Origin of the sequence: Halomonas campaniensis (genome assembly GCF_014193375.1) — a bacterium.
Classification (GTDB): domain Bacteria; phylum Pseudomonadota; class Gammaproteobacteria; order Pseudomonadales; family Halomonadaceae; genus Halomonas; species Halomonas campaniensis.
On sequence record NZ_JACHZF010000025.1, the window covers coordinates 1 to 26,069 of the forward strand.

27 protein-coding genes and 1 pseudogene are annotated in these 26,069 nt (G+C 69.0%); 12 read left to right on the plus strand and 16 right to left on the minus strand.

Translation table 11 applies throughout. The annotated features are described in order from the left end of the window. Positions 1 to 304 precede the first annotated feature (304 nt). A complete protein-coding gene (locus BDK63_RS15085) occupies positions 305 to 979 on the plus strand; it encodes a hypothetical protein (protein WP_183333425.1) in 675 nt (224 codons plus the stop codon). A gap of 156 nt (positions 980 to 1,135) precedes the next feature. After that, positions 1,136 to 1,549, plus strand: coding sequence for a DUF4168 domain-containing protein (locus tag BDK63_RS15090; RefSeq protein ID WP_183333427.1), 414 nt, complete (start codon positions 1,136 to 1,138; stop codon positions 1,547 to 1,549). A gap of 132 nt (positions 1,550 to 1,681) precedes the next feature. Here BDK63_RS15090 and BDK63_RS15095 read toward each other — a convergent pair whose 3' ends face one another. Further along, positions 1,682 to 2,002 carry an antibiotic biosynthesis monooxygenase family protein gene (locus BDK63_RS15095; RefSeq protein ID WP_183333429.1) on the minus strand — a complete coding sequence of 107 codons (321 nt, stop codon included), beginning with the start codon at positions 2,000 to 2,002 and terminating at the stop codon, positions 1,682 to 1,684. A gap of 123 nt (positions 2,003 to 2,125) precedes the next feature. Between BDK63_RS15095 and BDK63_RS15100 the strand changes: the two genes are divergently transcribed. Continuing rightward, on the plus strand, positions 2,126 to 2,713 hold the full coding sequence (locus BDK63_RS15100; RefSeq protein ID WP_183333431.1) for a DUF4202 domain-containing protein: 588 nt from the start codon (positions 2,126 to 2,128) through the stop codon (positions 2,711 to 2,713). Here BDK63_RS15100 and BDK63_RS15105 read toward each other — a convergent pair. Then, positions 2,710 to 3,777: a C45 family autoproteolytic acyltransferase/hydrolase gene (locus tag BDK63_RS15105; protein ID WP_183333433.1), complete on the minus strand. Its 1,068-nt coding sequence runs from the start codon at positions 3,775 to 3,777 to the stop codon at positions 2,710 to 2,712. The two genes, BDK63_RS15100 and BDK63_RS15105, sit on opposite strands and share 4 nt — an antisense overlap. A gap of 2 nt (positions 3,778 to 3,779) precedes the next feature. Then, the gene (locus tag BDK63_RS15110; protein ID WP_183333435.1) at positions 3,780 to 4,556 is read right to left on the minus strand and encodes a dienelactone hydrolase family protein; all 777 of its coding nucleotides are present in this window, start codon (positions 4,554 to 4,556) and stop codon (positions 3,780 to 3,782) included. 183 nt (positions 4,557 to 4,739) lie between these two features. On the opposite strand from BDK63_RS15110, the gene BDK63_RS15115 reads away from it, so the two are divergent. After that, positions 4,740 to 5,945 (plus strand): ABC transporter substrate-binding protein, encoded by a 1,206-nt coding sequence (locus BDK63_RS15115; protein ID WP_183333437.1) that lies wholly within the window; start codon positions 4,740 to 4,742, stop codon positions 5,943 to 5,945. Positions 5,946 to 6,241: 296 nt separating this feature from the next. Here the strand turns inward: BDK63_RS15115 and BDK63_RS15120 are convergent, their stop codons facing one another. The 8 genes from BDK63_RS15120 to BDK63_RS15155 all read right to left on the minus strand — a co-directional run bounded on the left by BDK63_RS15120 (position 6,242) and on the right by BDK63_RS15155 (position 14,762). Beyond that, entirely contained in the window at positions 6,242 to 7,552 is a 1,311-nt protein-coding gene (locus BDK63_RS15120) for a branched-chain amino acid ABC transporter permease (protein ID WP_183333439.1), read from the minus strand. Continuing rightward, positions 7,552 to 8,556: an ABC transporter permease subunit gene (locus tag BDK63_RS15125; RefSeq protein ID WP_183333441.1), complete on the minus strand. Its 1,005-nt coding sequence runs from the start codon at positions 8,554 to 8,556 to the stop codon at positions 7,552 to 7,554. Before BDK63_RS15125 ends, BDK63_RS15120 begins: the two co-directional genes overlap by 1 nt. Before the next feature lie 26 nt (positions 8,557 to 8,582). Further along, complete coding sequence (locus tag BDK63_RS15130) at positions 8,583 to 9,287, minus strand: ABC transporter ATP-binding protein (protein WP_183333443.1); 705 nt, start codon at positions 9,285 to 9,287, stop codon at positions 8,583 to 8,585. 94 nt (positions 9,288 to 9,381) lie between these two features. After that, positions 9,382 to 10,152: an ABC transporter ATP-binding protein gene (locus BDK63_RS15135; protein WP_183333445.1), complete on the minus strand. Its 771-nt coding sequence runs from the start codon at positions 10,150 to 10,152 to the stop codon at positions 9,382 to 9,384. Between the two features lie 71 nt (positions 10,153 to 10,223). Continuing rightward, a complete protein-coding gene (locus BDK63_RS15140; protein WP_183333447.1) occupies positions 10,224 to 11,669 on the minus strand; it encodes a sodium-dependent transporter in 1,446 nt (481 codons plus the stop codon). A gap of 127 nt (positions 11,670 to 11,796) precedes the next feature. Continuing rightward, positions 11,797 to 12,129, minus strand: coding sequence for a hypothetical protein (locus tag BDK63_RS15145; protein ID WP_183333449.1), 333 nt, complete (start codon positions 12,127 to 12,129; stop codon positions 11,797 to 11,799). Between the two features lie 130 nt (positions 12,130 to 12,259). After that, on the minus strand, positions 12,260 to 14,086 hold the full coding sequence (typA, locus tag BDK63_RS15150) for a translational GTPase TypA (protein WP_183333451.1): 1,827 nt from the start codon (positions 14,084 to 14,086) through the stop codon (positions 12,260 to 12,262). 130 nt (positions 14,087 to 14,216) lie between these two features. Then, the gene (locus BDK63_RS15155; protein WP_183333453.1) at positions 14,217 to 14,762 is read right to left on the minus strand and encodes a glycosyltransferase family protein; all 546 of its coding nucleotides are present in this window, start codon (positions 14,760 to 14,762) and stop codon (positions 14,217 to 14,219) included. A 557-nt stretch (positions 14,763 to 15,319) separates the two neighbouring features. Between BDK63_RS15155 and glnA the strand changes: the two genes are divergently transcribed. The 6 genes and pseudogenes from glnA (at position 15,320) to BDK63_RS15185 (ending at position 20,701) form a co-directional block, all read left to right on the plus strand. Then, positions 15,320 to 16,726: a glutamate--ammonia ligase gene (glnA, locus tag BDK63_RS15160; RefSeq protein WP_183333455.1), complete on the plus strand. Its 1,407-nt coding sequence runs from the start codon at positions 15,320 to 15,322 to the stop codon at positions 16,724 to 16,726. A gap of 176 nt (positions 16,727 to 16,902) precedes the next feature. Continuing rightward, entirely contained in the window at positions 16,903 to 17,475 is a 573-nt protein-coding gene (locus BDK63_RS15165; protein WP_183333457.1) for a DUF4124 domain-containing protein, read from the plus strand. Positions 17,476 to 17,917: 442 nt separating this feature from the next. Then, on the plus strand, positions 17,918 to 18,964 hold the full coding sequence (gene glnL / locus BDK63_RS15170) for a nitrogen regulation protein NR(II) (protein WP_183333507.1): 1,047 nt from the start codon (positions 17,918 to 17,920) through the stop codon (positions 18,962 to 18,964). Continuing rightward, positions 18,957 to 20,369 (plus strand): nitrogen regulation protein NR(I), encoded by a 1,413-nt coding sequence (glnG, locus tag BDK63_RS15175; RefSeq protein ID WP_183333459.1) that lies wholly within the window; start codon positions 18,957 to 18,959, stop codon positions 20,367 to 20,369. Before glnL ends, glnG begins: the two co-directional genes overlap by 8 nt. A gap of 1 nt (position 20,370) precedes the next feature. Then, positions 20,371 to 20,535: pseudogene (locus tag BDK63_RS15180) on the plus strand (helix-turn-helix domain-containing protein); the annotation flags it as partial. A 40-nt stretch (positions 20,536 to 20,575) separates the two neighbouring features. Then, positions 20,576 to 20,701 carry a helix-turn-helix domain-containing protein gene (locus tag BDK63_RS15185; RefSeq protein WP_425485962.1) on the plus strand — a complete coding sequence of 42 codons (126 nt, stop codon included), beginning with the start codon at positions 20,576 to 20,578 and terminating at the stop codon, positions 20,699 to 20,701. A 36-nt stretch (positions 20,702 to 20,737) separates the two neighbouring features. Here BDK63_RS15185 and BDK63_RS15190 read toward each other — a convergent pair whose 3' ends face one another. Then, positions 20,738 to 21,058 carry a type II toxin-antitoxin system RelE/ParE family toxin gene (locus BDK63_RS15190; protein WP_183333461.1) on the minus strand — a complete coding sequence of 107 codons (321 nt, stop codon included), beginning with the start codon at positions 21,056 to 21,058 and terminating at the stop codon, positions 20,738 to 20,740. 2 nt (positions 21,059 to 21,060) lie between these two features. Further along, complete coding sequence (locus tag BDK63_RS15195; RefSeq protein WP_183333463.1) at positions 21,061 to 21,330, minus strand: type II toxin-antitoxin system Phd/YefM family antitoxin; 270 nt, start codon at positions 21,328 to 21,330, stop codon at positions 21,061 to 21,063. A gap of 145 nt (positions 21,331 to 21,475) precedes the next feature. Here BDK63_RS15195 and BDK63_RS15200 point away from each other — a divergent pair, with 145 nt between their 5' ends. Beyond that, a complete protein-coding gene (locus tag BDK63_RS15200) occupies positions 21,476 to 22,825 on the plus strand; it encodes a deoxyguanosinetriphosphate triphosphohydrolase (protein ID WP_183333465.1) in 1,350 nt (449 codons plus the stop codon). A gap of 49 nt (positions 22,826 to 22,874) precedes the next feature. On the opposite strand, the gene BDK63_RS15205 is transcribed toward BDK63_RS15200, so the two are convergent. Continuing rightward, positions 22,875 to 23,780 (minus strand): nuclease-related domain-containing protein, encoded by a 906-nt coding sequence (locus tag BDK63_RS15205; protein ID WP_183333467.1) that lies wholly within the window; start codon positions 23,778 to 23,780, stop codon positions 22,875 to 22,877. A 124-nt stretch (positions 23,781 to 23,904) separates the two neighbouring features. Between BDK63_RS15205 and BDK63_RS15210 the strand changes: the two genes are divergently transcribed. After that, complete coding sequence (locus tag BDK63_RS15210; RefSeq protein WP_183333469.1) at positions 23,905 to 24,783, plus strand: NAD-dependent protein deacetylase; 879 nt, start codon at positions 23,905 to 23,907, stop codon at positions 24,781 to 24,783. On the opposite strand, the gene BDK63_RS15215 is transcribed toward BDK63_RS15210, so the two are convergent. Further along, complete coding sequence (locus BDK63_RS15215; RefSeq protein ID WP_183333471.1) at positions 24,756 to 25,130, minus strand: translation initiation factor Sui1; 375 nt, start codon at positions 25,128 to 25,130, stop codon at positions 24,756 to 24,758. The two genes, BDK63_RS15210 and BDK63_RS15215, sit on opposite strands and share 28 nt — an antisense overlap. An 86-nt stretch (positions 25,131 to 25,216) precedes the next feature. Further along, positions 25,217 to 25,906, minus strand: coding sequence for an HAD family hydrolase (locus tag BDK63_RS15220; protein WP_183333473.1), 690 nt, complete (start codon positions 25,904 to 25,906; stop codon positions 25,217 to 25,219). Positions 25,907 to 26,069 lie beyond the last annotated feature (163 nt).

Consider the following 26,069-nt stretch of genomic DNA (forward strand, 5'->3'; position numbering starts at 1 on the left):
CCCGATTCCATCCATCATCAAAAGCAGGTCGTCAGAGGGTAAGGGGGTCAGATTTCACTGTCGCCAGGGGGTCACTTTCTGATGTCGCTTGACACAGGGTGGTACCACCACCCACTTGAGCTCCTCGATCTCGCCGATCAGGTGGATCTCTCAGCAGGCCGCGGCGCCGCGGATGATCGCCTTCTCTCGCGCAGCGTCCCGGGCTTATCTAAGCTCTCCATATCGCGTCTTCGAAGCTGGATGGCCAGGGTGGGACGGCCATGGAGCCGGGTTCGATCAGGCGCTGCAGTACGGGGGCAACGATATGGCCGGTGATGCATCGAAGGGGCTGTGGGTGACGCTGGTATCGGGGTTCCTGGCCATTGCCGGGATCGGGGCCAAGGGCGTGGCCGATATCTATCTCGAGCGGGCCAGGCTCGATTCCCAGCTGATCATAGGCGCGCTGGGCTCGCCCTCGGTGGAGTCGCGCCAGGAGACGTTGCGGCTGCTGGTGGACGCCCGGCTGATCGCGAGCGAGGGGACGCGCCAGGGCCTGAAGCAGTACTTCGAGGGGGACGCTCCCCGCGAGCCGCCCCAGGTGGCCTCGTTCATCCAGAGTGGCGAGAGGGTGAGCCTGACCCCGCCCAGCCCGAGCAATGCCGACAGGACGGATATCGACCTGTTCGTCTGTGGTTCGGCGAGGACCAGCCCGGTGGCGGAGAGGCTGGTACAGGATGTGCACCGTACTCTGGCGGATTCGGGCCGGTACGGGCGTATCGTCCTGAAGGTGTGGGACGGCTCACTGTATAGGGAGTTGCCCGAGAGCGAGCTGAAGGGTACCGCCACGTTGATCTATGACGCGGGGCACGGGGAGGAGGGCGAGCTCGAGGGGCTTCGGGGCCTGCTGGAGCCGGTGGCGGCACTGCCGCCATTGCGCACGGTGGCGAATGCAGGCCGGAGCACGCCATGGCTGCTCTCCCTGGTGGTGTGTCCGGAATGACGCTCGTCTCTCGCTCCCTGCCGGCTGATGCCGATGCCTGATGAATCATCTTGTTACCAGGGGTTACCGGAAAATTCTGAACGCGCACCGGTGGCTGTCGTCACAGGGCCACATACACGCAAGGCCCCATGCAGGGGCGACCTACTGGAGGTATCAATGCAAAGGATGACTGCCCTGTTCGCTGCCGCCCTGCTCAGTGCCGGCCTGATGTCGGCTGCCGCTCACGCTCAGCAGGACCCCGCTCAGCAGGACCCCGCCCAGCAGGATCCGGCGGCCGCCCCGGAGCAGCCTCAGGCCGCGGCACCGGCGACGGACTTCTCCGATGAGCAGCTCGAGCAGTTCGCGGAGGCATCCCAGGAGATCGTCGTCATCTCCCAGGAATATACCGAGCGCATGCATGCCGCCGAGGATGAGGCCTCCCAGCAGGAGGTGCAGATGGAAGCCAACGACAAGATGGTCGAGGCGGTCGAGGATAATGGCCTCGACGTGGATACCTTCAATGCCATCGGCCAGGCCGTCCAGCAGGACCCCGAGCTGATGCAGCGTGTCCAGGAGAAGGTCCAGTCGTAAGGCCCGTCGACCGGGCACACGCCCGGTCTCGTTTCATGGTGTTCCCCGACGCGGCCGGCCAATGTTCTCCATCCCCTCGGGATTCCCTGTCGGCCTGCGTTCTTTGCCCCCGCCCTGCGGGGGTTTCTTGCGTTATCGCCCCATGCCGGGTGGTATCACTACCCACTCGGGCTCCTCGAACTCGCCGATCAGGCGGATCTCGCAGCAGGGCGCGGCGCTCTTGATGATCGCCTTCACCGCCGGGTTCGGCCGGGCCTCCATGGCGTCGCGGCTGGCCTTGCTGTCCCAGTGGGCGATGGCGATGAGGATTTGGGGGTCGTCGATCCTGCGGTGCAGCTCGGTGCCCCGGGCGCCCGGGGCCCGCTGGATCAGCTCGCTGGCGCGCACCCAGGCGTCGGCGTAGTCCTCGGCGGTGTAGCCGTCGCGGATATGCACCTCGAAGATGTATTTCATGGCGCCTCTCCTGGTCGGTTCTCCGCTCAGTGTATCTCCCCGGTGGCCTGCCTTCGCCCCGCTGCAGGCGTGCGCTGATATGCTGTGGGGCAGTGCCCCCCCCATCGAGCACAAGGAGCGAGCATGACCGATACCCCCTATGCGAAGACCCTGGCCGCCCTGGATGCCCTGCACGCGGAGGACCTGCGGCAGGTCGAGGTCGAGGGCGAGCCGGTGCCCCGGGAGCTGTGGCACGCCGGGCGCATGAGCGCCTGGCTGGAGCGGCTGCATGAGCTGCCCGACGAGCGGCTGCGCCTGGCGGTGCGCGGCCAGCACCTGCAGCGCTGGCAGGTGCCCCGCAGCGACTACCCGGAGGGACGGGTGGGTTACCTGACCTGGCGGCGAGACCAGAGCCGGCGCGCCGGCGAGACCACCGCGCGGCTGATGCGCGAGGCGGGTTACGGCGAGGAGGACGCCGAGGCGGTCGCGCGGATGATCCGCAAGCAGGGACTGGGTCGCGACCCGGGCACCCAGGCGGTGGAGGACTGCGCCTGCCTGGTGTTCCTGGAGAACTACTTCGCCGACTTCGCCAGGCAGATCGACCACGACCACCTGATCCGCATCGTGCAGATGACCTGGAAGAAGATGTCGCCGGCGGCCCACGCGCTGGCGCTGGGCCTGCCGATGAGCGATGAGGCGCGGGGCCTGGTGGAGGAGGCGCTGGCGGGCTAGCGGCCGAGCTCCACCACCAGCGCGTCCTGCGTCTCGCAGGGCTTGCCGTGGCGCAGGGCGAGGCGCCGCTCGGTGAGGTTCATCACCACCCCGAACAGGGTCTCCATGCGCTCCTCGGCGGGCTGGGCGGGGTTGAAGTGGCGGCAGATCGACAGCGGCTCGCCGTGGTGGTCGGCCAGCACCTCGAACAGCGCCGCCTCGTCCACGTCGGCCTCGGGGGCCAGCGCCTGGCGCAGCAGCGCATCCAGCCGCGCCAGGCGCGGCCGCGAGTCGGCCCGGGGGAAGTCCTCCACCTGGCGGGTGGCGTCAGGGGCGTAGAGGTGGTTGGTGTGGGTGACCACGCCGCCCGCGGCCGCAAGCCGGCCTGGCTCGCCCGGGTGCACCTCGAGCCCGACGGCCTCGCCCTCGGCGCTGGCCACCAGGAAGTGGGCGGGGGAGCAGACCCGGTCGCGGCTGGCCACGGCCAGGGCGCCGGCCATGTCGGGGCTCTCGAGGATCTTGCGCAGCGCCACGTGGATCGGCAGCCCCTCGCCGCAGGTCTGCGAACGGATGGCGTTGAGGCAGACGCCGATGCCGTGGGCGTTCATGCCGATCTTGGCGACCATGCCGGCCTCGCCGACGCTGACCAGCGGGGCGTGGTCCTGCCCGCAGATCTTCAGCGCCACCACGTTGTGCAGCTGGTCGGTGCGCCAGTCCCAGTTCTGGGCCAGCCACTGGGTGCCGCCACGCGCCAGGGCGAAGGCGGAGCAGCCGCCGCTGGCGCGGGTCAGCGAGATCTCGCTGCGGCAGTTGAGGGTGAGGATGTCGGCCGGCTCGACCCCGGCCCCCTCGGCGATGCCGGCCATCTCGTCGAGGATCGCGGGGAAGCCGCGCTCGATCATGGCGCCGAAGCGTTCGGCCTCGCGGCGCGCCTCGGCCCAGCCGATGCCGACGAAATCGTGGAACAGCCGGTCGTAGACCTCCAGGCTGCGCTGGATCAGCGGGGCATGGGCCCGTCCGTGGGCCTGGCCGACCTCGCGGCGGGTGCCGGAGAGCTCGGTGAGGGTGAGGATCTGCTGCTGCATGCCTAGAGCGCCTCCTCCAGCAGCTCGAGGAAGGCGGCCCAGGACTTCTGGTCGGCCCGCTCCTGGTAGGCCTCGATGCCGAACACCGTGAAGGCGTGGGGGGCGCCGGAGTAGACCTGGATCTCGTAGGTCGCCTCGGCGGCCTCCAGCTCCTCGGCCAGGGTGGCCACGTCACTCATGGGGATGGCGCTGTCGGCGCCGCCGTGGGCGATGAGGATGGGGCCCGCGTCATCCGGCCAGCGCTGGCCTTCCGGGGTGGCCAGGCCGCCGTGGAAGCTGGCGTAGCCGTGCACCGCCTCGGCCTCCTCGGAGCGGGCGAGCTCCAGGGCCACGGCGCCGCCGAAGCAGTAGCCCATCACCACCGCCGCCTCGGCGGCGCCGCGCTGGCGGGCCTCGGCCAGGCCGGCGAGGGTGAGGGTGCGCATGCGCTCGCGGTCCTCGTAGAGGCGGGCGGTCTCGGTGCGCTTGTTCTCGATCTCCTGGGGGCGGTTGCCCTGGCCGTAGAGGTCGGCGGCGAAGGCGTCATAGCCCTGCTCGGCCAGCATGTCGGCGCGGCGGCGCTCGTAGTCGTCCAGGCCGTCCCAGTCGTGGATGATCAGCACGGTGCCGCGAGACTCGCCCTGGGCGGTGGAGAGATACCCTTCGAAGGCCTCGCCGTCGACCTCGTAGACGAGGTCCTCGCCCGCGGGGACGAAGGCGTGGGCGGTACCGGCGGCGAGGCCGAGGGCGGCGAGGGCCAGGGTGCTGTTGATTAAGGCGGCGGGGATCAGGGGGCGCATGGCGGTTCCTTGTGCAGGGGAAGGGGGCCTTCAGTATAGGCAGGACACGCCGCGGTGCCTGCCGGTTCCCTGGCCGCGGGTTGAAGGCGCGACCCGGAGCGTTGGCAAAGGGGGCTTGAGTTTTCCTCGCGGGGCTTCCAGATTGAGGAGGGAAATTTCGCCACAAACCGCAGGAACAAGAACATGAAGAAGAGCGTACTGTCGATGGCGGTAGCGGCCTCCGCCCTGGCCCTGGCCGGTGCCGCCCAGGCCGAAGTGAAACTGGGCTTCCTCGGTGGCTTCACCGGGGGGATCGAGAGCCTCACCCCGCCGATCTTCGATGGCGCCCAGCTGGCGGTGCAGCAGGTCAACGAGCAGGGCGGCATCCTGGGCGGCCAGGAGCTGGTGATCCCCAGCGGTGACACCACCTGTTCCGACGCCTCGGCGGCCTCCAACGCGGCGGACCGCATGGTCAACACCGAGCAGGTCACCGCCATCGTCGGCGCCCTGTGCACCGGCGCCACCATCGCGGCCGCCAACAACGCGGCCATCCCCGGCGGGGTGGTGATGGTCTCGCCGGCCTCCACCGCCCCGGCGGTCAGCGAGCTGGACGACAACGACCTGGTGTTCCGCACCGTGCCCTCCGACGCCTTCCAGGGCGAGATGCTGGCCAAGCTGCTGCTCGACAAGGGCATCGACTTCGTGGCGGTCACCTACGTGAATAACGACTACGGCCGCGGCCTGTCGGATGCCTTCTCCGAGGCCTTCGAGGCGGGCGGTGGCACAGTGGCCGAGAACCTGGCCCACGAGGACAACCGCGCCGACTACCGCTCCGAGCTGGGCAGCCTCTCCGCCAGCGGCGCCGAGACCCTGGTGGTGCTGGCCTATGCCGACACCTCCGGCCAGACGGTGCTGCGCCAGGCCTACGAGAGCGGCATGTTCACCCAGTACGTGGGCGCGGACGGCATGGTCGGCGACAGCCTGGTCGAGGCGATCGGCGCCGACGTGCTGGACGGCATGATCGCCACCCGCCCGGGCAGCCCCGACCTGCCGGGCACCGATATCTTCAACGAGGCCGCCGAGGCCGCCGGCTTCGATCCCAGCGCGGTGTTCGCCGCCCAGGCCTATGACGCCGCCTTCCTGCTGGCGCTGGCCATCGAGCAGAACGGCAGCGCCGAGCGCGAGGGGCTCTCCGCCGCCCTGCGCAGCGTCTCCAGCGCCCCGGGCGAGGTAATCCTGCCCGGCGAGTGGGAGAAGGCCGTGGAGCTGATCGCCGCCGGCACCGAGATCAACTACGAGGGCGCCTCCGGCACCCACGAGTTCGATGAGAACGGCGACGTGCCGGGCGTGGTGGTCGAGATGGTGGTCGAGGATGGCCGCTTCACCAGCAAGGGCTTCGTCGAGCCCTGAGCGCATCGCGCTGAGCTAGGCAGAGCGCCAACGAGAAGGCCCCGGTGGAAACCCACCGGGGCCTACTTCTTGGTTCATCGCACATTCGTGTGACACCCCCACGGGCTACCATCCAGGCTGTTGCTACTGGTGGGAGCCCGGCTCTGCCGGGCGATTGGCGGCGAAGCCGCCCCGGCCGGGTTGGCACCGTTGGTTGCCAGCATCACTCGCCGCTAACTTCACCAATCGCCCGATAAATCGGGCTCCCACCAGATGTAGCCTGGGTTGGTGGCATTCAAAGGCGACTACAGCCTGTGTCACCCATGGTGCTTGACCTTCTCGGGTAGCAGTCCCTTGGGCGCGAAGCGCAGCACCAGGGTGATCAGCAGGCCGATCACGAAGACCCGGGCCTGCAGGGCGCGGCTGTCCATGTTGGCTGGAGCGTCCCAGCCGAAGGCCCCCTCGCCGATGCTCACCGCCAGCTGCATCAGGAACAGCGCCAGCGGCTCGGACATGATCCAGATGATGTAGACCGCCACGGCGCCGAAGATGGTGCCGAGGTTGTTGCCCGGCCCGCCCAGGATCACCATCACCAGCACCAGGAAGGTGTGGTTGAGCGGCAGGTAGCCCTGGGGGTCGAAGAGGCTGTTGAAGGTGGTCAGCGCGCCGCCGCCGATGCCCATCAGGATGCAGCCGAGCACGAAGATCTCCAGCCGGCGGCGATTGATGTCCTTGCCCATGGCCGCCGCGGAGGTCTCGTTGTCGCGGATGGCGCGGATCATGCGTCCCCAGGGGGCGTGGTAGGCGCGGTGCAGCAGGAAGAAGATCACCGCGATCATCACCGCGGTGATGGAGAGGTAGAGGGCCCGGGCCAGGGTGAAGCCCAGCTCCGCCGGGCCCGGGGTGGGCCAGGGCAGCGGCGAGACGGTGGCGGTGCCGCGGGTCAGCCAGTCGGAGTTCTTGAGGAACGCCTTGATGATCTCGGCGATGCCCAGGGTGGCGATGGCCAGGTAGTCGCTGCGCAGCCCCAGGCAGATATGGCCGATGAAGTAGCCCACCGCCCCGGCCAGGGCGCCGCCGACGATCCAGCCGGTCCAGGCGGGCAGGCCCAGGCCGCCGACGAAGCCGGCCCGGGACTGGATCTCGCCGGTCACCTCGCGCATCAGGCTGATCACCACCAGGTAGAGCACCACGGCCAGCACCACGGCGATGAGGGTGCGCAGCCGCTTCGGCACGCCCAGGCGGTCGAGGCGGGTGGCGCCGATCACCACCAGCACGGCGGCCACGCCGTAGAGCAGCACCCGGCCCAGCTCGCCGGGCAGCTCGCTGCCCCAGAAGGCGTCGTTGACCGGCACGCTGAAGAACATGGCGCAGAAGCCGCCCAGGGCCACGAAGCCCATCACCCCGGCGTTGAACTGGCCGGCGTAGCCCCACTGGATGGTCAGGCCCAGGGCGAGGATGGCGTAGCAGGCGGCCTCCACCAGCATGCGGGTGCTGTAGGCGGTGCCCATCATGGCGTAGACGCCGAGGATGGCTACCAGCAGGGCGGCGAACAGGACCACCTCGCGCACGGGGAAGCGCGACGGTGTGTCGACCAGATCCTCGCGGCGCTTGTCTTGAGTGCTCATCAGATCACCTTCCCCTTGAACAGACCGGTGGGGCGCCACACCAGGATGGCGACCAGGATGAAGAAGGGCACCACGATCTTGTACTCGGTGCCGACGAAGGCCAGGTTACCCGCCTGGGCGAGCCACTCGGGCAGGCTGTCGCGGAAGGGCCGCAGCAGCACCGCCCAGTTGAACACCGCCAGGGTCTCGGCGAAGCCCACCACGAAGCCCCCGGCGATGGCGCCATAGGGGTGGCCCACCCCGCCGACGATGGCCGCGGCGAAGATCGGCAGCAGCAGGAAGAAGCTGAGGTCCGGCTTGAAAGTCACGTCCAGCGACAGCAGGGTGCCGGCGATGGCGGCCAGGCCCCCGGCGATCACCCAGGTCACCGCCACGATGGTGTTGGTGTTGATGCCCGAGGCGCGGGCCAGGTCGGGGTTGTCGGACATGGCGCGCATCGCCTTGCCCAGCCGCGAGCGGTTGAGGAAGAGGTGCAGCCCCACCACGCAGGCGAAGGTCAGCACGAAGAGGATGATCTGCGGCTCGGTGATCACGATCGGCGCGCGGACCCCCTCGAAGGGCAGCGCGAGGCGGAAGATCTCCTTGCGCTCGCCGATGTAGAGGCTCTGGCCGCTGGTGCCGGCGAACAGGCGGATCAGCCCCTGCAGCATCAGGGTGACGCCCAGCGAGCCGATCACCATGACGATGGGCTTGACCCCGTGGGCGCGCAGCGGCTTGTAGAAGGCCTTGTCGATGCCCACCGCCAGCAGCGCGGTGAGCACCATGGCCAGCGGCAGCATGACGATGGCGGTGGGCAGCCCCACGGCCGCGCCCACCCCCGGGAAGGCCGCGGTGAGCAGCAGCACCATGAAGGCGCCGAAGGTCATCATGTCGGCGTGGGCGAAGTGGGCGAAGCGCATGATGCTGAACACCAGGGTCACGCCCACCGCGCCGATGGCGTAGATCGAGCCGGTCACGCTGCCGGCGATCACCACGTTGTTGATGAAGAAGACGAGTTCGTTCACGAGGTTGTTTCTCCCTGCTCCGGGGCTCAGCCGCCCAGGAAGCTCCTGGCCACTTCCGGGTCCGCCAGCAGGGCGGCGCCGGTATCGGTGAAGCGGTTCTGGCCGGCGGCCAGCACGAAGCCCTTGTCGGCGATGGCCAGCGCCTGCTTGGCGTTCTGCTCCACCATCAGGATGCCGACGCCGGCGGCGTTGATCTCCTTCACTCGCTCGAAGATCTCATTCATGTACAGCGGCGAGAGGCCGGCGGTGGGCTCGTCGAGCAGCAGCAGCTCGGGCTCGGCCATCAGCGCGCGGCCCATGGCGACCATCTGGCGCTGGCCGCCGGAGAGCTCGCCGGCGGGCTGGTGGCGCTTGTCGTAGAGCGGCGGGAAGAAGTCGTAGACCTGCTTCAGCATGCGCCGGGTGTTCTGCGGCTTGAGGAAGGCGCCCATCTCCAGGTTCTCCTTCACCGAGAGGCTCGGGAAGACGTTCTTCTCCTGGGGGATGAAGCCCATGCCCTTCTGCACCAGCTTGTTGGGCGGCAGGTTGTGGATCGGCTCGCCGCGCAGCAGGATCTCGCCCTGGCTGACCGTCAGCAGGCCGAACACCGCCTTGAGCATGGTGGACTTGCCGGCCCCGTTGGGCCCGACGATCACGCCGATCTCGTCGGCCTCGATGGCCATGTTCACCCCGTTGAGGATGTTCATGCCGCCGTAGCCGCCATGGACGTCGCGTGCTTCGAGTAGTGGCATCGTGGGTGGGTCTCTGCGTACGTTGTTCTTGAGTTGTCGTGGTGGGGCCGGGCGCTGGGCCTCGCTGGAACCCCTCAGGCCACGTTGGAACCCCTCAGGCCACGTTGGAGCCAAAGTAGGCCTCGATCACCTCGGGGTTGTTCTGGATCTCCTCGATGGTGCCCTCGACCATCACGCTGCCCTGGGCGAGCACGATCACCGGGTCGCAGAGCCGGGCGATCATGTCCATGTCGTGCTCGATGACCAGGAAGGTGTAGCCCATCTCGCGGTTGAGGCGCTCGATGTTCTCCACCAGGTCGCCGAGCAGGGTACGGTTGACCCCGGCGGCGATCTCGTCGAGCAGCACCACCCGGGCATCGGTCATCATGGTGCGGCCCAGCTCCAGCAGCTTCTTCTGGCCGCCGGAGAGGTTGCCGGCCAGCTCGTTGCGCACGTGGTGCAGGCCGACGAAGTCGATCACCTCCAGCGCCCGGCGGCGCACCTCGGCCTCCTCCAGGCGCACCAGCCCGGGCTTGAGCCAGGCGTTGAAGAGGCTTTCGCCGGCCTGACGCGGGGGCACCATCATCAGGTTCTCCAGGGCGGTCATGTGGGAGAACTCGTGGGCGATCTGGAAGGTGCGCAGCAGCCCCTTGTGGAAGAGCTCGTTGGCCGGGCGGTTGGTGATCTCCTCGCCGTCGAGCAGCACCTGGCCGCTGTCCAGCGGCAGGGCGCCGGCGATGATGTTGAACAGGGTCGACTTGCCGGCGCCGTTGGGGCCGATCAGCCCGGTGATCGAGCCCTTCTCCACCGAGAGCGAGCAGTCGTTGATGACCCTGAGGCCGCCGAAGGCCTTGTGGACGTGTCTGACCTCGATCATGGGTGTCATGGGGGTATCCGCTTTGGTTGTCATGGCTGTGCCGTCATGGCTGCGTGCCTCGGTCGCCGCCCGCCGGTGGCTCACCGCTCCTGGCTGTCTTCCACCAGGAAGGTGCGCCCGGCGGCGAAGGCGCCGACGATCACCACCGCGCCGATCGTCGGGATCAGGTAGCCCTCGACCTGGGGGATGCTGCGCAGGAAGACGAAGGCCACGGCGGCCGGGGCGACGAAGCGCACCAGGAAGCGCCAGGTGGCGAACCAGGTCTCGTTGGTGCGCATCTCCTTCATCACCTCGCTGTGGGTCAGCGCCCAGCCGGCGAACAGCGCGATCAGCAGGCCACCCAGCGGCATGAAGATGTTGGTCAGCAGCTCGATGAAGTCGAAGGCGCTGCGGCCGAACAGGGTGTGGAAGATCGTGCCCTCGGCGTAGATGTTGAAGCTGACCACGGTGAGCAGCCCCAGCGCCCAGCTGGCCACCACCATGGCGAACACCGCCTGGGGGCGGGTCATGTCGAAGCGCTCGACCAGGAAGGCGGCCACCGGCTCGATCAGCGAGATCGAGGAGCTGATGGCGGCGCCCAGCACCAGGATGAAGAAGACCCCGCCGATCAGCGCGCCGAGGGGCATCTCGGCGAAGGCCAGCGGCAGGGTGACGAACATCAGCCCCGGGCCCTGGCCGGCGTCGAGGCCGGCGCCGAACACCAGCGAGAAGATCGCCAGGCCGGCCACCATGGCCACGGCGGTGTCGACGATGGCGATGGCGATGGCGGTGCGGGTCAGCGAGGCGTCGCTGGACATGTAGGCGCCATAGGCCATGATCGCCCCCATGCCGAGGCTCAGGGTGAAGAACGACTGGCCCATGGCGGCCAGCCAGCCCTCGAGGCTCAGGTCGGCGATGTTGAAGGTGAACAGGAAGCTGGCCGCGGCAGCGAAGTCGCCGTTGGCCACCCCGTAGCCCAGCACCAGCAGCAGGATCACGAACAGCGCCGGCATGATGATGCGCAGGCCGCCCTCGATGCCCTTGTGGATGCCCATGGCGACGATCAGCCCCGAGGCGATGATGAACAGGGTGTGGTAGAGGGTGAGCAGGGCCGGCGAGGCGAGCAGGGCGTCGAAGCCGGCGCCGATGGTCTCGGCATCGGCACCGGCCAGCGAGCCGGTGAGCATCTGCCAGGTGTAGTGGATGGCCCAGCCGGCGATCACCGAGTAGAAGCTCAGGATCAGGAAGGCCGAGGCGGCCCCCAGCCAGCCGATGGATTCCCAGGCCCGCGAGGTGTTGTGGGTGCGGGTCAAAAAGCGCATGCCCATGATCGGGCTGCGGCGGCTGTTGCGGCCGAGCATGGTCTCGGCGATCAGGATGGGGATGCCCACGGCGAAGATGGTCAGGGCATAGACCAGGATGAAGGCACCGCCGCCGTTCTCGCCGGTGAGGTAGGGGAACCGCCACAGGTTGCCGAGACCGACCGCCGAGCCGACGGCGGCCAGCAGGAAGGTCCCCTTGTGGGTCCAGACGTTGTGCGTGCTCATTGAAGCTCCCGGGACTCGAGTCGTGTGGCCTTGTGGGCCCGTGCCGCAACTGTGCGACAAAAGCCTGCCGGGAGCCAGTCATCCATCGTTTAGGATGCGTTAAGTTCGCCGATGGTGTTGGCTTTCGCTATTGGTCCTCGGGGGGCTCGTCGTCATCCTCGGCGCTGCCGGGCTGGGGCTCCAGGGCGCGGGAGGCGTCCGGCAGGCGCACGGTATCGCCCAGGGCGAGCTTGCCATGGGACTTCATGCGCCGGCCGTTGTCGGTGGCGATCAGTGCCACCACCTCGCCGATGCTGGTGCCGTCCACGTAGGCCTCGACCCGGACCCGCACCACGACGCCCTCGTGGCGCGCCGAGAGGATGTCGCCGGGCCCGGGGTCCGAGTGGCCCGAGGGGTCCTTCTCGAAGTGGCGCATCACGCTGTCGGCGCCGGGGTCGTCCCACTCCACGTGCTTGTGCATCTCGGCTCTCCTGTGTGGTCGGCGGATCAAGGCTGCCAGGCTACCAGCATAGAAGATCCCGGGGGCCATCACGACGACGCCCGCCGCGGGGGAGTCCCGGGCGGGCGTCGTGGCGGCCGAGGCCGGCGCCTTACTTCTTGCTGGCGCGCTTGCGCTCGTTTTCCTTGAGGAACTTCTTGCGCAGGCGGATGTGGTTCGGGGTGATCTCGACCAGCTCGTCGTCATCGAGGAACTCGATGGCCTGCTCCAGGGTGAACTTCACCGGCGGGGTCAGCACGATGTTCTCGTCGTTGCCCGAGGCGCGCATGTTGTCGAGCTTCTTGCCCTTGGTGGGGTTGACCACCAGGTCGTTGGCGCGGCTGTGGATGCCCACCAGCATGCCCTCGTAGACCTCGGTGCCGTGGTCGATGATCAGCTTGCCGCGGTCCTGCAGGGCGTAGAGCGCGTAGGCCAGCGCCTTGCCGTCGACCATGGAGACCATCACGCCGTTGCGGCGCTCGATGGCGGCATCGGGCTTGAGCGGGCCGTAGTGGTCGAAGCGGCTGGTCAGGATGCCGGTGCCGGAGGTCAGGGTCATGAACTGGCCGCGGAAGCCGATCAGGCCGCGGGCGGGGATCATGAAGTCCAGGCGCACCCGGCCCTTGCCGTCGGGGTTCATGTTGGAGAGCTCGCCCTTGCGGTAGCCGAGCTCCTCCATGATGGCGCCCTGGTGCTGCTCCTCGCAGTCGATGATCACCTCCTCGTACGGCTCCTGCTTGACGCCGTCGATCTCGCGGATGATCACCTCGGGGCGGCCCACGGCCAGCTCGAAGCCCTCGCGACGCATGGTCTCGATCAGCACCGAGAGGTGCAGCTCGCCACGGCCGGAGACGATGAACTTCTCCGGGGACTCGCCCTGCTCGACGCGCAGCGCCACGTTGTGGATCAGCTCCTGGTCCAGGCGATCCTTGATGTTGCGGCTGGTGACGAACTTGCCGTCGCGGCCGGCCATCGGCGAGTCGTTGACCTGGAAGGTCATGGAGACGGTGGGCTGGTCGACGGAGAGCGGCGGCAGCGCCTCGACGGTGGCCGGGTCGCACAGGGTATCGGAGATCGCCAGGGCGTCGATGCCGGTGATGCAGACGATGTCGCCGGCGGTGGCCTCGTCGGTCTGCACGCGCTCCAGGCCCATGTGGGTCATGACCTGGCCGACCTTGCCCTTGCGGGTCTTGCCGTCGGTGCCGATCACCACCACCTGCTGGTTGGGCTTCACCGCGCCGCGCTTGATGCGGCCCAGGCCGATGACCCCCACGTAGCTGGAGTAGTCCAGCGCCGAGATCTGCATCTGGAAGGGGCCGTCGAGCTCGACCTTGGGCGGCTCGACGATGTCGACGATGGCCTGGAACATGGGGGTCATGTCCTCGGCCAGCTCCTCGGGGTCCATGCCGGCGATGCCGTTGAGGGCCGAGCAGTAGATGATCGGGAAGTCGAGCTGCTCGTCGCTGGCGCCGAGGTTGTCGAACAGGTCGAAGATCTGGTCGATGACCCAGTCGGGGCGCGCGCCGGGGCGGTCGATCTTGTTGACCACCACGATGGGCTTGAGGCCCTGGTCGAAGGCCTTCTGGGTGACGAAGCGGGTCTGCGGCATGGGGCCGTCCACCGCGTCCACCAGCAGCAGCACCGAGTCGACCATGGACATCACGCGCTCGACCTCGCCGCCGAAGTCGGCGTGTCCGGGGGTGTCCACGATGTTGATGTGGTAGTCCTTGCCGGCGCTATCCTGCCAGCGGATCGCCGTGTTCTTGGCCAGGATGGTGATGCCGCGTTCCTTCTCCTGGTCGTTGGAGTCCATGATGCGCTCCTGCCCCTCGGCCTTGCGGTCCAGGGTGCCGGACTGGCTGAGGAGTTTGTCGACCAGGGTGGTCTTGCCGTGGTCGACGTGAGCGATGATGGCGATGTTGCGAAGATTCTCGATCACGACGGGATCCTGCTGGGAAAAATCGGGGACGCATTATAGAGGCTGGGCCATGGCCCCTACCAGCGTTGTCGCAGGAAGATTGCCGCCGGCTCGTCCGTTTCACGCCTTTTCAATGCTTTGGCGGCCGTGCTCAGCGGGCGGTGGACGCCACCCGGGCGCCGCAGGCTCGCAGCCGCTCGACCAGTTCCGGCAGGGCGTCGGCCTCCAGCTCGGGGTCGAAGCCGCCGATGCGCTCGAACCACTCCCGTGACAGGCACAGGGCGTCGCAGCTGGGGCTGCGCCGCAGGCGCGCCAGCAGGCCGGCGAGGCGCCCGCTGCTGCCGGCCGGCAGCAGGGCGGCATCGTGGGTCCGGGCGATGATCCCGCTGGCCAGGCCGATCAGGATGTCGCGCGGGGGTGGGCGCTTCGCCACGGGGATCAGCAGCACCACGCCGGAGCAGTGCAGCACGGCGGCATTGAGGCGTGCGCCGAGGGGGCCGGCCGGGCAGGGCACTCGCAGGGCGCCATAGCGCCTGGCGATGGCGGGTAGTCGCGGGTCGCCGGTGTCGTCGGCCAGCACGAGGTTGAAGCGGAGCTGCGCGCCATCGTCGCCGTCCGCCAGGGCAGCGAGCTGCCTGGGGAGCCGGGCGCCCGCGCTGCGGGCGTCGATGAGGATGCAGCCGGTGAAGGAGGTCATGCGAGCTCCGTGAGAACGTGCCGCCGAGTCGATTATTCCGGTGGCGCGGGCTGGGGCTCGCTGCCGGGGTGTCGGGTGTAATGAATTGTAGCTCTGAGTGTAGAAAAGTTTCAAAGCGCCGGCGGGTGAATTTTCCGGGCTGCCCGGCACGATAGTGGCCGTGCCGGCGCATGGAGCCGGGCATCAGACGCCGATCCCGTGGGTCCGGTCCGCCACCTTGCCTCCTGGCGGTGCAACGAGGGCAATTCATGCACCATGAGTGTGCAATACGCGCCGCTCGTCGGGAGGGGAGCGGTAACCGGACGGTCCGCCGGTTCAGGATGGTGCGTCGAGGGCAGGGTCAAAGGCCTTCGGGATCAATTCATTAGCTGCTTTCTGCCACTCCGGGGTGCAGAGTTGGCACGCCCCCTGCATTGTTTTGGACAGTGCCAGGCTTCGGCCTGGCGGTCGTGGGCAGCGGGCCTGCGGCGTGCTAAACATGGTGCTGGGGTGCCCGGCGCCAGCGGATTCCAGGATCCCGACATTTACCCCGAGCCAAGCTCAACGTGGAGGACACCATGTCTGCCAAGACTCTCGCCCTGATTGAAGAACATGACGTCAAGTGGGTCGACCTGCGCTTCACCGATACCCGCGGCAAGGAGCAGCACGTCACCATTCCCGCCCGTGACGTCGACGAGGAATTTTTCGAGAACGGCCAGATGTTCGACGGCTCCTCCATCTCCGGCTGGAAGGGCATCAACGAGTCGGACATGATCCTGCGCCCCGAGGATGGCACCGCCTACCTCGACCCCTTCACCGAGGACGCCACCCTGGTGCTGCGCTGCGACATCATCGAGCCGGCCACCATGCAGGGCTATGAGCGTGACCCGCGCTCCATCGCCAAGCGCGCCGAGGCCTACCTGCAGTCCACCGGCCTGGGCGACACCGCCTTCTTCGGCCCGGAGCCCGAGTTCTTCATCTTCGACGAGGTGCACTGGAAGTCCGACATCGAGGGCTCCATGTACAAGATCACCTCCGAGGAGGGCGCCTGGTCCACCGATCGTCAGGTCGAGGGCGGCAACCTGGCCCACCGTCCGCGAGTGAAGGGCGGCTACTTCCCGGTGCCCCCGGTGGACAGCTTCCACGACATCCGCGGCGCCATGTGCAACACCCTGGAGGCCATCGGCCAGACCGTCGAGGTGCACCACCACGAGGTGGCCAACGCCGGCCAGAACGAGATCGGCGTCAAGTTCAACACCCTGGTCAAGAAGGCCGACGAGGTCCAGGAACTCAAGTACGTGATCCACAACGTGGCCCACGCCTACGGCAAGACCGCCACCTTCATGCCCAAGCCGCTGGTCGGCGACAACGGCAGCGGCATGCACGTGCACCAGTCCTTCTGGAAGGAGGGCGTCAACCAGTTCGCCGGTGACGAGTATGCGGGCCTCTCCGAGATGGCGCTCTACTACATCGGTGGCATCATCAAGCACGCCCGTGCCCTGAACGCCTTCGCCAACGCCTCCACCAACTCCTACAAGCGTCTGGTGCCGGGCTTCGAGGCCCCGGTGATGCTGGCCTACTCGGCCCGCAACCGCTCCGCCTCCATCCGCATCCCCTACACCGCCAGCCCCAAGGGCAAGCGCGTCGAGCTCCGCTTCCCGGACCCGACCGCCAACCCCTACCTGTGCTTCGCGGCGATGCTGATGGCCGGCATCGACGGCATCAAGAACAAGATCCACCCCGGCGACGCTATGGACAAGAACCTCTACGACCTGCCGCCGGAAGAGGGCAAGGCCGTGCCGACCGTGGCCCACAGCCTCGACCAGGCCCTTGAGGCGCTGGACCAGGACCGTGCCTTCCTGACCGAGGGTGGCGTGTTCACCGACGACATGATCGATGCCTACATCGAGCTGAAGATGGAGGACGTGGAGCGCATCCGCATGACCACCCATCCGATCGAGTTCGACATGTACTACAGCTGCTGAGGACGCGCGCCGCTCCCCGGGGCGGGAGCGGCACGTCAACGGCATCGGCTCGTTGAACGCAGAAGGGGTTCCGCCATGGCGGAACCCCTTTGTTATGTACACTATCCAAGGGACAGGTTCGGGATGCCAAATGACAGGCCGTGCCATCGGGCCGGCCGCGACGCAGGGGAATCCGCATGAACAAGGCACTTGCCGCACTGGCGCTGGGGCTCTCGGTGAGCCTGGTGGCCCAGGCGCAGACCATCTACCGCACCACCGATGCCCAGGGCAACGTGATCTTCACCGACAACCCGGAGCGAGGCGGCGAGCAGGTGGAGCTCGCCCCGCTGACCGTGGTGCCCTCCACCGGCGAGGTACGCCGCGGCGAGGCCGCGCCTCGGGTCGAGGGCAGCGGGGCGGCCGCGGTCGGCGCCGGGCCGGGCCAGCCCTTCATGCCCTATGACAGCTTCCGGATCCTCTCCCCGTCCCATGAACAGGCCTTCCCGGTGGGAGCCGCCGGCAACGTGCCGGTGGAGCTGGGCATCGAGCCCGAGCTGCGCGAGGATCACCGCGTCCGCCTGCTGGTCGACGGCCGGGTGAGCCAGTCGGCGATGCATACCACGGCCTTCATGGTGGCCAACATGAACCCCGGCGAGCACGTGCTGCAGGCCGAACTGCTCGATGCCGGCGGCGAGGTGCGTCACCGCAGCTCGCCGGTCACCATCTATGTGCAGCGCGCCAACGTGAACCGCCCCACCGGCGCCGATTAGTTGCCCCCTCGCTGGGCACCCTGGCCGTGGTGCCCGGACGGCAGCCCCAGGCCCTGTCACGAGCCGCCTCGTGACCGGCCCCCCTATTACCACCCCTCACCGCCCCGACCGCCGGCCCCGCCAGCCGAGGAGCCGGCGACGCCCGGGCAGCGTGTCGCCCCCGCACCCGGGCGGATCCCCGGCGACGAGCCGGAACTGCGTCGGCGTGCCCTGCGCGGAGACGACGCCTCGTCCTGATCCCTCCCGTACGCGGCGGCGGGTCTGCCCGGGCTGGCAATCCCCTGTGTGGTGCGCCCGATGGTGCATGCGTGGCCAGCATGCACTAGTTTGGTGCATGTCGGTGCCCGGTCGGAGAGCGACAATGCGCTGATATCGCGCTTTCCTGGAGTGGCGCGCTTCTTGCAGTACCCATGGCAATAGTGGATACGACATGGCCCGATCGATGTACCAACGCTTGATGGAGCACCTGACCACGGCCGTACTGCTGCTGGACGGCGAGCTGCGGCTGAGGTGGATGAACCCCTCCGCCGAGGCGCTGCTGGCGGTCAGCCTGACCCGCGTGAAGGGGCTGGGGCTGGTCTCGTTGATGGAGCACGAGGATGGCCTCGGCGAGGTGCTCGGCAAGGCACGGGACGAGTTCCACCCCTTCACCCAGCGCGAGGCGCGCCTGGTGATGCAGGGCGGCGAGACGCTGACCGTGGACTACACGGTCACCCCGCTCTCGGCGGACGAGCTGCTGCTGGAGATCGAGCCCCGCGATCGCCTGATGCGCATCTCCCGGGAGGAGGCGCTGATGACCCGCCAGGAGACCATCAAGGTGCTGACCCGCGGGCTGGCCCACGAGGTGAAGAACCCCCTGGGGGGCATCCGCGGCGCGGCCCAGCTGCTCGAGCGGGACCTGGACGACCCGGGGCTCAAGGAGTTCACCCGGATCATCGTCGAGGAGGTGGACCGCCTGCGCGACCTGGTGGACTCCATGCTCGGCCCCAACCGGGTGACCCGCCACGAGCCGCTGAACATCCACAAGGTGCTGGAGCGGGTACGCTCGCTGCTGATCGTGGAGCATCCCCGGGTGCGGATCGAGCGCGACTACGACCCCAGCCTGCCCGACCTCGCCGGCGACGAGGCGCAGATGATCCAGGCGGTGCTCAACGTGGCGCGCAACGCCGTGGAGGCGATGACCGAGGCGGGCACGGCCGAGCCGCGGCTGGTGCTGCGCACCCGGGCGCGGCGCCAGTTCACCCTGGGCGCCGAGCGCCACCGGCTGGTCTGCGAGGTGGGCATCATCGACAACGGCCCGGGCATTCCCGCGGCGCTGCAGGAGACCCTCTTCTATCCCATGGTCTCCGGCCGCGCCGACGGTAGTGGCCTCGGCCTCTCCATCGCCCAGGCGATCCTGCACCAGCACCAGGGCCTCATCGAATGCGAGTCCGTGCCGGGCCAAACCGAATTCCGACTGCTGATTCCGCTGGAGAAGCGCCATGACTGACGCCGCACGCGTGGTGATCGTCGACGACGACCGCGCCATTCGCTGGGTGCTGGAGCGCGCCCTGGCCCAGCCCGACCTCGAGGTGGAGTGCATCGAGCGCGCCGATACCGCCCTGCAGCGCCTGCTGGATGACCCGCCCGAGGTGCTGGTCACCGATATCCGCATGCCGGGTATCGACGGCCTGGACCTGATGGCCCGGGTGCGGGAGGCCCACCCGGACCTGCCGGTCATCGTGATGACCGCCCACTCCGACCTGGACAGCGCGGTGGCCTCCTACCAGGGCGGCGCCTTCGAGTACCTGCCCAAGCCCTTCGACGTGGACGAGGCCCTGTCGCTGGTGCGCCGCGCCGTGGCCCACGCCCGCGAGCGCAAGCGCCCGGTGAGCGTGCCCGAGGGGCTCGACGCCGAGATCATCGGCGAGGCGCCGGCCATGCAGGAGGTGTTCCGCGCCATCGGCCGGCTGTCGCACTCGCACATCACCGTGCTGATCAACGGCGAGTCGGGGACCGGCAAGGAGCGGGTGGCCCGGGCCCTGCACCAGCACAGCCCGCGGGCAGGCCACCCGTTCATCGCCCTGAACATGGCGGCGATCCCCCGGGACCTGATCGAGTCCGAGCTGTTCGGCCACGAGAAGGGCGCCTTCACCGGCGCCACCGCCCAGCGGCAGGGGCGCTTCGAGCAGGCCAACGGCGGCACCCTGTTCCTGGACGAGATCGGCGACATGCCTGCCGAGACCCAGACCCGCCTGCTGCGCGTGCTGGCCGACGGCGAGTTCTATCGGGTGGGGGGGCACACGCCGGTGAAGGTGGACGTACGGATCATCGCCGCCACCCACCAGAACCTCGAGACCCTGGTGGACGACGGGCGCTTCCGGGAGGACCTCTTCCACCGCCTCAACGTGATTCGCGTGCACCTGCCGAAGCTGGCCGAGCGGCGCGAGGACATCCCGCGGCTGGCTCGCCACTTCCTGGCCGAGGCCGCCAAGGAGCTCTCCACCGACGTCAAGGTGCTCACCCCCGAAGCCGAGACCCACCTGACCCGCCTGCCCTGGCCGGGCAACGTGCGCCAGCTGGAGAACACCTGCCGCTGGCTGACGGTAATGGCCTCGGGACGCGAGGTCCTGGTGGAGGACCTGCCGCCGGAGCTGCGCGACTGCGACGGTGGCACCGCCCCCAGCGGCGACTGGCGGACGGCCTTCCGCGACTGGGCCGACCGGGCCCTGGCGGCGGGGCATACCCACCTGCTGGAGGAGGCGGTGCCGGACTTCGAGCGCATCCTGATCGAGACCGCCCTGCGCCATACCGGCGGGCGCAAGGGCGAAGCCGCGGAACTGCTGGGCTGGGGGCGCAATACGCTCACCCGGAAGCTGAAGACCCTGCTCCCGGCGCTCGCGGACGGGGAATGAGGAGGCCGTCCCGCTCTCCAGAGTCTGCGAACGCATCCTGATCGAGACCGCCCTGCGCCACACCGGCGGACGCAAGGGCGAGGCCGCCGAGTTGCTGGGCTGGGGCCGCAATACGCTCACCCGGAAGCTGAAGACCCTGCTCCCGGCGCTCGCGGACGGGGAATGAGGAGGCCGTCCCGCTCTCCAGCGTCTGCGAACGCATCCTGATCGAGACCGCCCTGCGCCACACCGGCGGGCGCAAGGGCGAGGCCGCCGAGTTGCTGGGCTGGGGGCGCAATACGCTCACCCGGAAGCTGAAGACCCTGCTCCCGGCGCTCGCGGACGGGGAGTAGGCCAAGCGTCAAGCGCCAAGCGGTCATGAGGAGAAGCTAGCCGAGCAGTCGCCGCGCCAGCAGCCGCTGCATGTCGCGGCGGCTGTGGGCGATCAGGTAGACGATGAGGCGCTCGTCATGCTGGCGGTAGAGGATGCGTACCGGCGGCTCGATGACCTGGCGATACTCCCGGATGCCCAGTTCCAGCAGCTCGCGGGCATGGCTGCCGCGCTCGGGGTGCTGCCCCAGCGACATGATGCGCGCTTCGATGGCGGCGAGCAGCTGCTCGGCCGCAGGGGGCGAGTCTTCAGCGATGAAGCCGTGGAGCTCGCGAAGGTCCTCGAAGGCCGAGGCCGTGAGCTCGACCCGCAGCGCCACGACTAGCGATCCCCGCGGCGCAGCCGATGGAAGCCCTCTGCGGCATCCAGGGTCTTGCCCTGCTCGACCTCCTGGCTGCCCAGCGCCAGGATCTTGAGCAGTGCCAGTGTCTCCTGGGTCTGCTCATAGCTGCGGATGTCCTGCACGACCATCCTGGCCTCACCGTTCTGGGTGATCACCATGGGCTCGCGCAGCTCGTTGAGCGAGCGGGAAATCTCGGCGGCATGGGCCTTCAGATAGCTGATCGGCTTGATGTTCTCTGAGTACTTCATGGCGTCTGGTTTCGCACGGGCATGTGGACTGAATTTAGTCCGGATTTGGTGTCATGGCAACCGAGGGCTGGGCCAACGCCCTGCGCCAGGGCTGGGCGGCGATGGCCGGGGCTGCCAGAATGGGGTCTCTCAAGGAGAGACGCCCATGACGCAGATGAGCTGGCAGCGGCTGCTGGACCCGAGCCGCCTGCATGACCGGCGCGACGAGCGCCCCGGCGGCGGCCGCGACGAGATCGGTCGCAGCCCCTTCCACAAGGACCACGACCGGATCGTCTTCGCCGGCTCCTTCCGCCGCCTGGGGCGCAAGACCCAGGTCCACCCGCTGACCGACAACGACCATATCCACACCCGCCTCACTCACTCCCTGGAGGTAGGCTGCGTGGGCCGCTCGCTGGGCATGATCGTCGGCGAGCGGCTCAGTGGCCGCCTGCCCGGCTGGATCACCCCGGCCGACCTGGGGGTGATCGTCCAGGCGGCGTGCCTGGGCCACGACATCGGCAACCCGCCCTTCGGCCACGCCGGCGAGTATGCCATCCGCGACTGGTTCGCCCGGGCCGAGTCCGACGGCAGCGGCCTGCTCGACGGGCTCTCGGCGCCCGAACGCGAGGACCTGCTCACCTACGAGGGCAACGCCCAGGGCTTTCGCATTGTCACCCAGGTGGAGTACAACCAGTTCCGCGGCGGGATGCGCCTGACCACGGCGACCCTGGGCACCCTGCTCAAGTACCCCTGGACCGTGGAGCACGGCGGGGCGGCCGGCAAGTTCGGCTGCTACCAGAGCGAACGCCACCTGCTCGTCGAGGTGGCCGAGCGGCTGGGCCTGCTGCCCCGGGGCGAGGGGCGCTGGTGTCGCCACCCGCTGGCCTGGCTGGTGGAGGCCGCCGACGACATCTGCTATGCGCTGCTCGACCTCGAGGATGGCCTGGAGATGGGCATCCTGCGCTACGAGGAGGTCGCCGACGTGCTGATCCAGATCGCCGGCGGCGAGCCGGCGGACTATGCGGCCATGCAGCGTCACGGGGTCTCCCAGCGGCGGCGCATCGCCGCGCTGCGCGGGGCGGCCATGGAGCGGGCGGTGAACGACGTGGGGGCGGTGTTCGTGCAGCACGAGGCGGAGCTGCTGGGCGGGCGCCTCAAGGAGGACCTGCTGGAGCTCTGCCACCCGGACCTGGGCTGGGGGGTCAAGGCGGCCAAGCAGCTGGCCCGGGAGCGCATCTTCCAGAACGAGCGCAAGGCCAAGCTGGAGATCGGTGCCTACACGACCCTGGGCATCCTGCTGGAGGCTTTCATCGGCGCGGCCCACGAGCTCCACCACACCGGCCGCTCGACCTTCAAGCATCAGCGGGTGCTGGCGCTGATCGGCGAGAACACCCCGCGCCCCTCCTGGAGCCTCTACGACAGCTACCGGCGCATGCTGGACTTCATCGGGGGCATGACCGACCACTACGCCGTGGACCTGGCTCAGGAGATGGGCGGCCGGCTGCGGGGCGACTGAGGCCGGCAGCGGGCCGCCGCCCGGCCCCGGGCGTGTGGGCCTATGGAGGTCAGTCCGTCGCGGCGTTCAGCTGCTCCACCCGGGCGGCACGCTCGCGCAGCGCGGCGATCGCCGCGTCGTGGGCCGCCGGGTCGAACTCGCCGGGGCAAAGCTCGGCGAGGGTCAGGGAGAGGTTCTCGCCGCTGACCACCAGCAGGTCATCGGGGGCCTCGCTGGCCTCCACGTTCCAGCCGGGCAGCGTCAGCACGCCCATCACCGGGACCTCGCGGCCGGTCTGCTGGGCCAGCCAGTCGGCCATCCAGCGGGTCAGCTCGCGGGTCCTCTCCAGCGGCTGGCGCTCGCTCCAGCCGGGGAAGCGCAGCCGCTCGCGCTCCACGTTGACCAGGTTGATCTCCTGGCCGGAGGGCGTGAACGGACGGGTGCGGGCGCGGGTCTCTACCACGAAGACCCCGCAGGGGGTGACCACCACGTGGTCGATGCGGGTGCCGTTGCCCGGCACGTCGTGGAAGACGTAGTAGGGGTGGGCCTCGGGGCGGATCAGTCGCGCCAGCTCCTGGCCCACCGCCAGCTCGCAGGCCAGTCCCAGCTTCAGGCGGCGGATCCGCTGGAAGTCGCGGATCAGCAGGAAGCAGTAGAGCAGCACCAGCAGCGTGCTGAGTGCCCCGTAGAGGGCCCACTCGAACCAGTTCTGCTCGGTGGCGAAGAGCATCCGCCCCATGCCGTAGACCAGCGGCGCCAGGGTCACGATGGGCCCCAGGGCGCCGTTGAGGAAGAGGCCGGCAAAGGCGCGGTCGAGGCGGTCGCGCAGGGCCTGACCGGGCTCGCGGAGCTGGTGGGCATCGAACGGCGAGCGCACCCGGGCATCGTGCAGGTTGCGCAGTGCCATCACGATCACCGCCATGGCCGAGAGCGGAAACAGGAAGATCAGGGGAAGCAGGTATTCCAGCCAGGCCATCGGGATTCCTTGCCCATTCAGTGGGGAGGGTCAGGGGAGTCGTTGGCCCATTCTAGACAACCTCGACCGTCGGGGGCCATGCTCTTTCGGTTCGAGGCGCGGAGAAGGCGAGGTGCGAGTGGACATGCGAACGAATCAGAACGGGCTCGTCGACCGGCAGGCGCTCGACGACCTGCGGGCCTTCCTCGAACGGCATTCCGGGCTCGTGGTGCTGACCGGGGCGGGGATCAGCACCGCCAGCGGCATTCCCGACTACCGTGACCGCAGCGGCGGCTGGAAGCGCTCGCCGCCCATGCAGCACCAGCAGTTCATGGGCAGCCATGCGGCCCGCCAGCGCTACTGGGCGCGGGCCCTGGTGGGCTTCCGCACCCTGGGCGAGGCACGTCCCAATGCGGCCCATCGTGCCCTGGCACGGCTCGAGGCGCTGGGCCGGATCCGTGGGGTGATCACCCAGAACGTCGATGGCCTGCACCAGCGGGCGGGTTCGCGCCGGGTGATCGACCTCCACGGCCGGGCCGACCGGGTGCGCTGCATGGGCTGCGGGGCCCGGCGCATGCGTCACGACCTGCACGCCGAGCTCGCCGATCGGAACCCTCGGTGGTCGACCACCGGCGCGCGGGCCGCCCCGGACGGCGATGCCGACCTGGAGACCGACTTCTCGAGCTTCGAGGTGCCCGGCTGCACGCGCTGCGGCGACGGCATCTGGAAGCCCGACGTGGTGTTCTTCGGCGACAGCGTGCCTCGCGATACCGTCGAGCGCGCCTTCGACCTGCTGGCCGAGAGCGAGGCGCTGCTGGTGGTCGGCTCCTCGCTGATGGTCTTCTCCGGCTTCCGCTTTGCCCGGGCCGCCGCCCGCGACGGCAAGCCGATCGCCTGCCTCAACCTCGGGCGCACCCGGGCCGACGACCTCTATGCCGTGAAGCTGGAGGCGCCGGTCGAGCTGGCGCTGGACGCCCTGCTGGCCGGCCTCGAGGCTCAGCCACCGGCCAGCTTGACGGTATAGCCACGCGCCTCCAGCTCGGCCTTGAGCGTATCGCGATGGTCGCCCTGGATCTCGATGACGCCCTCCTTCACGGCGCCGCCGGTGCCGCAGCGCTTCTTCAGCGCCTTGGCGAGGGCCTTGAGCTCGGCCGCCGGCAGCGGGATGCCCGAGACGGTGGTCACCCCCTTGCCCTTGCGGCCGCTGGTCTCCCGGCGGAGGCGCACGATGCCGTCGAGTTCGGCCAGCCGGGCCTGCTCGGCCTGTTCGTCACAGCGGCAGTCGGCCACCGGTTGGCGGCAGTCGGGGCAGGTCTCCCCGTGCTCGGTGGAGTAGACCAGGCCGCGAAGCTGATCCTGAAGTGAGGCCATGACGGGCTCCCCCCTGCGGATGAATGAAGGCAGTGGCGGGATGATAGCGCCCGCGGCGCCCGGCTGCATCGTCGCCGGGTGCGGGCTCAGCGGGCCGTGGCCACGCGGGAGGGCGGGTCGTTGACGAGCCGGGCGACCACCGTGGGCAGCTGGAACATGCTGGTGATCATGATGGCGCCCTCCGGGGTCTCCTCCACGTCGGGGAAGCGGTTGAGGTGGATCACCGTCATGCCCGCGGCCAGGGCGGCACGCACGCCTACCACGGAATCCTCGATGACCAGGCACTGCGCCGGGGCAAAGCCCATCTCGCGGGCGGCGTGAAGGTAGAGGCAGGGGTCGGGCTTCCAGCAGTTGGCGACATAGGCGCTGAACAGGTGGTCGCCGAACACCGCCTCGAGGCCGGTGGCGGCCAGGGAGGTGCGGATCTTGTTCTCGGGGCCGTTGGAGACGACGCCCATGGGGTAGTCCTGGAGCAGCGCCAGCGCCTCGGTGGCACCGGCGATGGGGCGGAGCTCGCTGGCCAGGCGGTGATTGAGGTTGCTGCGCATCGTCGCCTCCAGCGGCTCGAGGCGCTCGGGGTCGACGCTGCCGTGCCGGCGCTCCAGCTCTGCCACGATGCGACGGAAGCGGGCGCCGCGGAACTCGCCCATGTAGTCGCTGGGCTGGAACGGCAGCCCCACCGCCGTCAGGGCGGTGGACATCTCGTCGGCGAGCAGCGGCTCGCTGTCGACCAGGGTGCCGTCACAGTCAAAGAGCAGGCAGAGAGGGCGTGGCATCACCAGACCTCACGGGTGTGGCCAGAGTGCATCATGTCCCTTATTAAAGCCTACTCCGGCCACTTTGTGAACAGTGTTTTCAATCTTCGGCCGGCAGTCCCTGGGCGGCCCACCCCCTGCCGCTGGCCGCGGGGCCACTGTGCCGGCCGGCCCCATGTGCCAG

What these genes read in the sequence shown, in the direction of transcription:
- BDK63_RS15085 (WP_183333425.1), top strand. Translation starts at nt 305, where the DNA reads ATGGCCGGTGATGCATCGAAGGGGCTGTGGGTGACGCTGGTATCGGGG.
- BDK63_RS15090 (WP_183333427.1), top strand. Translation starts at nt 1,136, where the DNA reads ATGCAAAGGATGACTGCCCTGTTCGCTGCCGCCCTGCTCAGTGCCGGC.
- BDK63_RS15095 (WP_183333429.1), bottom strand. Translation starts at nt 2,002, where the DNA reads ATGAAATACATCTTCGAGGTGCATATCCGCGACGGCTACACCGCCGAG.
- BDK63_RS15100 (WP_183333431.1), top strand. Translation starts at nt 2,126, where the DNA reads ATGACCGATACCCCCTATGCGAAGACCCTGGCCGCCCTGGATGCCCTG.
- BDK63_RS15105 (WP_183333433.1), bottom strand. Translation starts at nt 3,777, where the DNA reads ATGCAGCAGCAGATCCTCACCCTCACCGAGCTCTCCGGCACCCGCCGC.
- BDK63_RS15110 (WP_183333435.1), bottom strand. Translation starts at nt 4,556, where the DNA reads ATGCGCCCCCTGATCCCCGCCGCCTTAATCAACAGCACCCTGGCCCTC.
- BDK63_RS15115 (WP_183333437.1), top strand. Translation starts at nt 4,740, where the DNA reads ATGAAGAAGAGCGTACTGTCGATGGCGGTAGCGGCCTCCGCCCTGGCC.
- BDK63_RS15120 (WP_183333439.1), bottom strand. Translation starts at nt 7,552, where the DNA reads ATGAGCACTCAAGACAAGCGCCGCGAGGATCTGGTCGACACACCGTCG.
- BDK63_RS15130 (WP_183333443.1), bottom strand. Translation starts at nt 9,287, where the DNA reads ATGCCACTACTCGAAGCACGCGACGTCCATGGCGGCTACGGCGGCATG.
- BDK63_RS15135 (WP_183333445.1), bottom strand. Translation starts at nt 10,152, where the DNA reads ATGACACCCATGATCGAGGTCAGACACGTCCACAAGGCCTTCGGCGGC.
- BDK63_RS15140 (WP_183333447.1), bottom strand. Translation starts at nt 11,669, where the DNA reads ATGAGCACGCACAACGTCTGGACCCACAAGGGGACCTTCCTGCTGGCC.
- BDK63_RS15145 (WP_183333449.1), bottom strand. Translation starts at nt 12,129, where the DNA reads ATGCACAAGCACGTGGAGTGGGACGACCCCGGCGCCGACAGCGTGATG.
- BDK63_RS15155 (WP_183333453.1), bottom strand. Translation starts at nt 14,762, where the DNA reads ATGACCTCCTTCACCGGCTGCATCCTCATCGACGCCCGCAGCGCGGGC.
- glnA (WP_183333455.1), top strand. Translation starts at nt 15,320, where the DNA reads ATGTCTGCCAAGACTCTCGCCCTGATTGAAGAACATGACGTCAAGTGG.
- BDK63_RS15165 (WP_183333457.1), top strand. Translation starts at nt 16,903, where the DNA reads ATGAACAAGGCACTTGCCGCACTGGCGCTGGGGCTCTCGGTGAGCCTG.
- glnL (WP_183333507.1), top strand. Translation starts at nt 17,918, where the DNA reads ATGTACCAACGCTTGATGGAGCACCTGACCACGGCCGTACTGCTGCTG.
- glnG (WP_183333459.1), top strand. Translation starts at nt 18,957, where the DNA reads ATGACTGACGCCGCACGCGTGGTGATCGTCGACGACGACCGCGCCATT.
- BDK63_RS15195 (WP_183333463.1), bottom strand. Translation starts at nt 21,330, where the DNA reads ATGAAGTACTCAGAGAACATCAAGCCGATCAGCTATCTGAAGGCCCAT.
- BDK63_RS15200 (WP_183333465.1), top strand. Translation starts at nt 21,476, where the DNA reads ATGACGCAGATGAGCTGGCAGCGGCTGCTGGACCCGAGCCGCCTGCAT.
- BDK63_RS15205 (WP_183333467.1), bottom strand. Translation starts at nt 23,780, where the DNA reads ATGGCCTGGCTGGAATACCTGCTTCCCCTGATCTTCCTGTTTCCGCTC.
- BDK63_RS15210 (WP_183333469.1), top strand. Translation starts at nt 23,905, where the DNA reads ATGCGAACGAATCAGAACGGGCTCGTCGACCGGCAGGCGCTCGACGAC.
- BDK63_RS15215 (WP_183333471.1), bottom strand. Translation starts at nt 25,130, where the DNA reads ATGGCCTCACTTCAGGATCAGCTTCGCGGCCTGGTCTACTCCACCGAG.
- BDK63_RS15220 (WP_183333473.1), bottom strand. Translation starts at nt 25,906, where the DNA reads ATGCCACGCCCTCTCTGCCTGCTCTTTGACTGTGACGGCACCCTGGTC.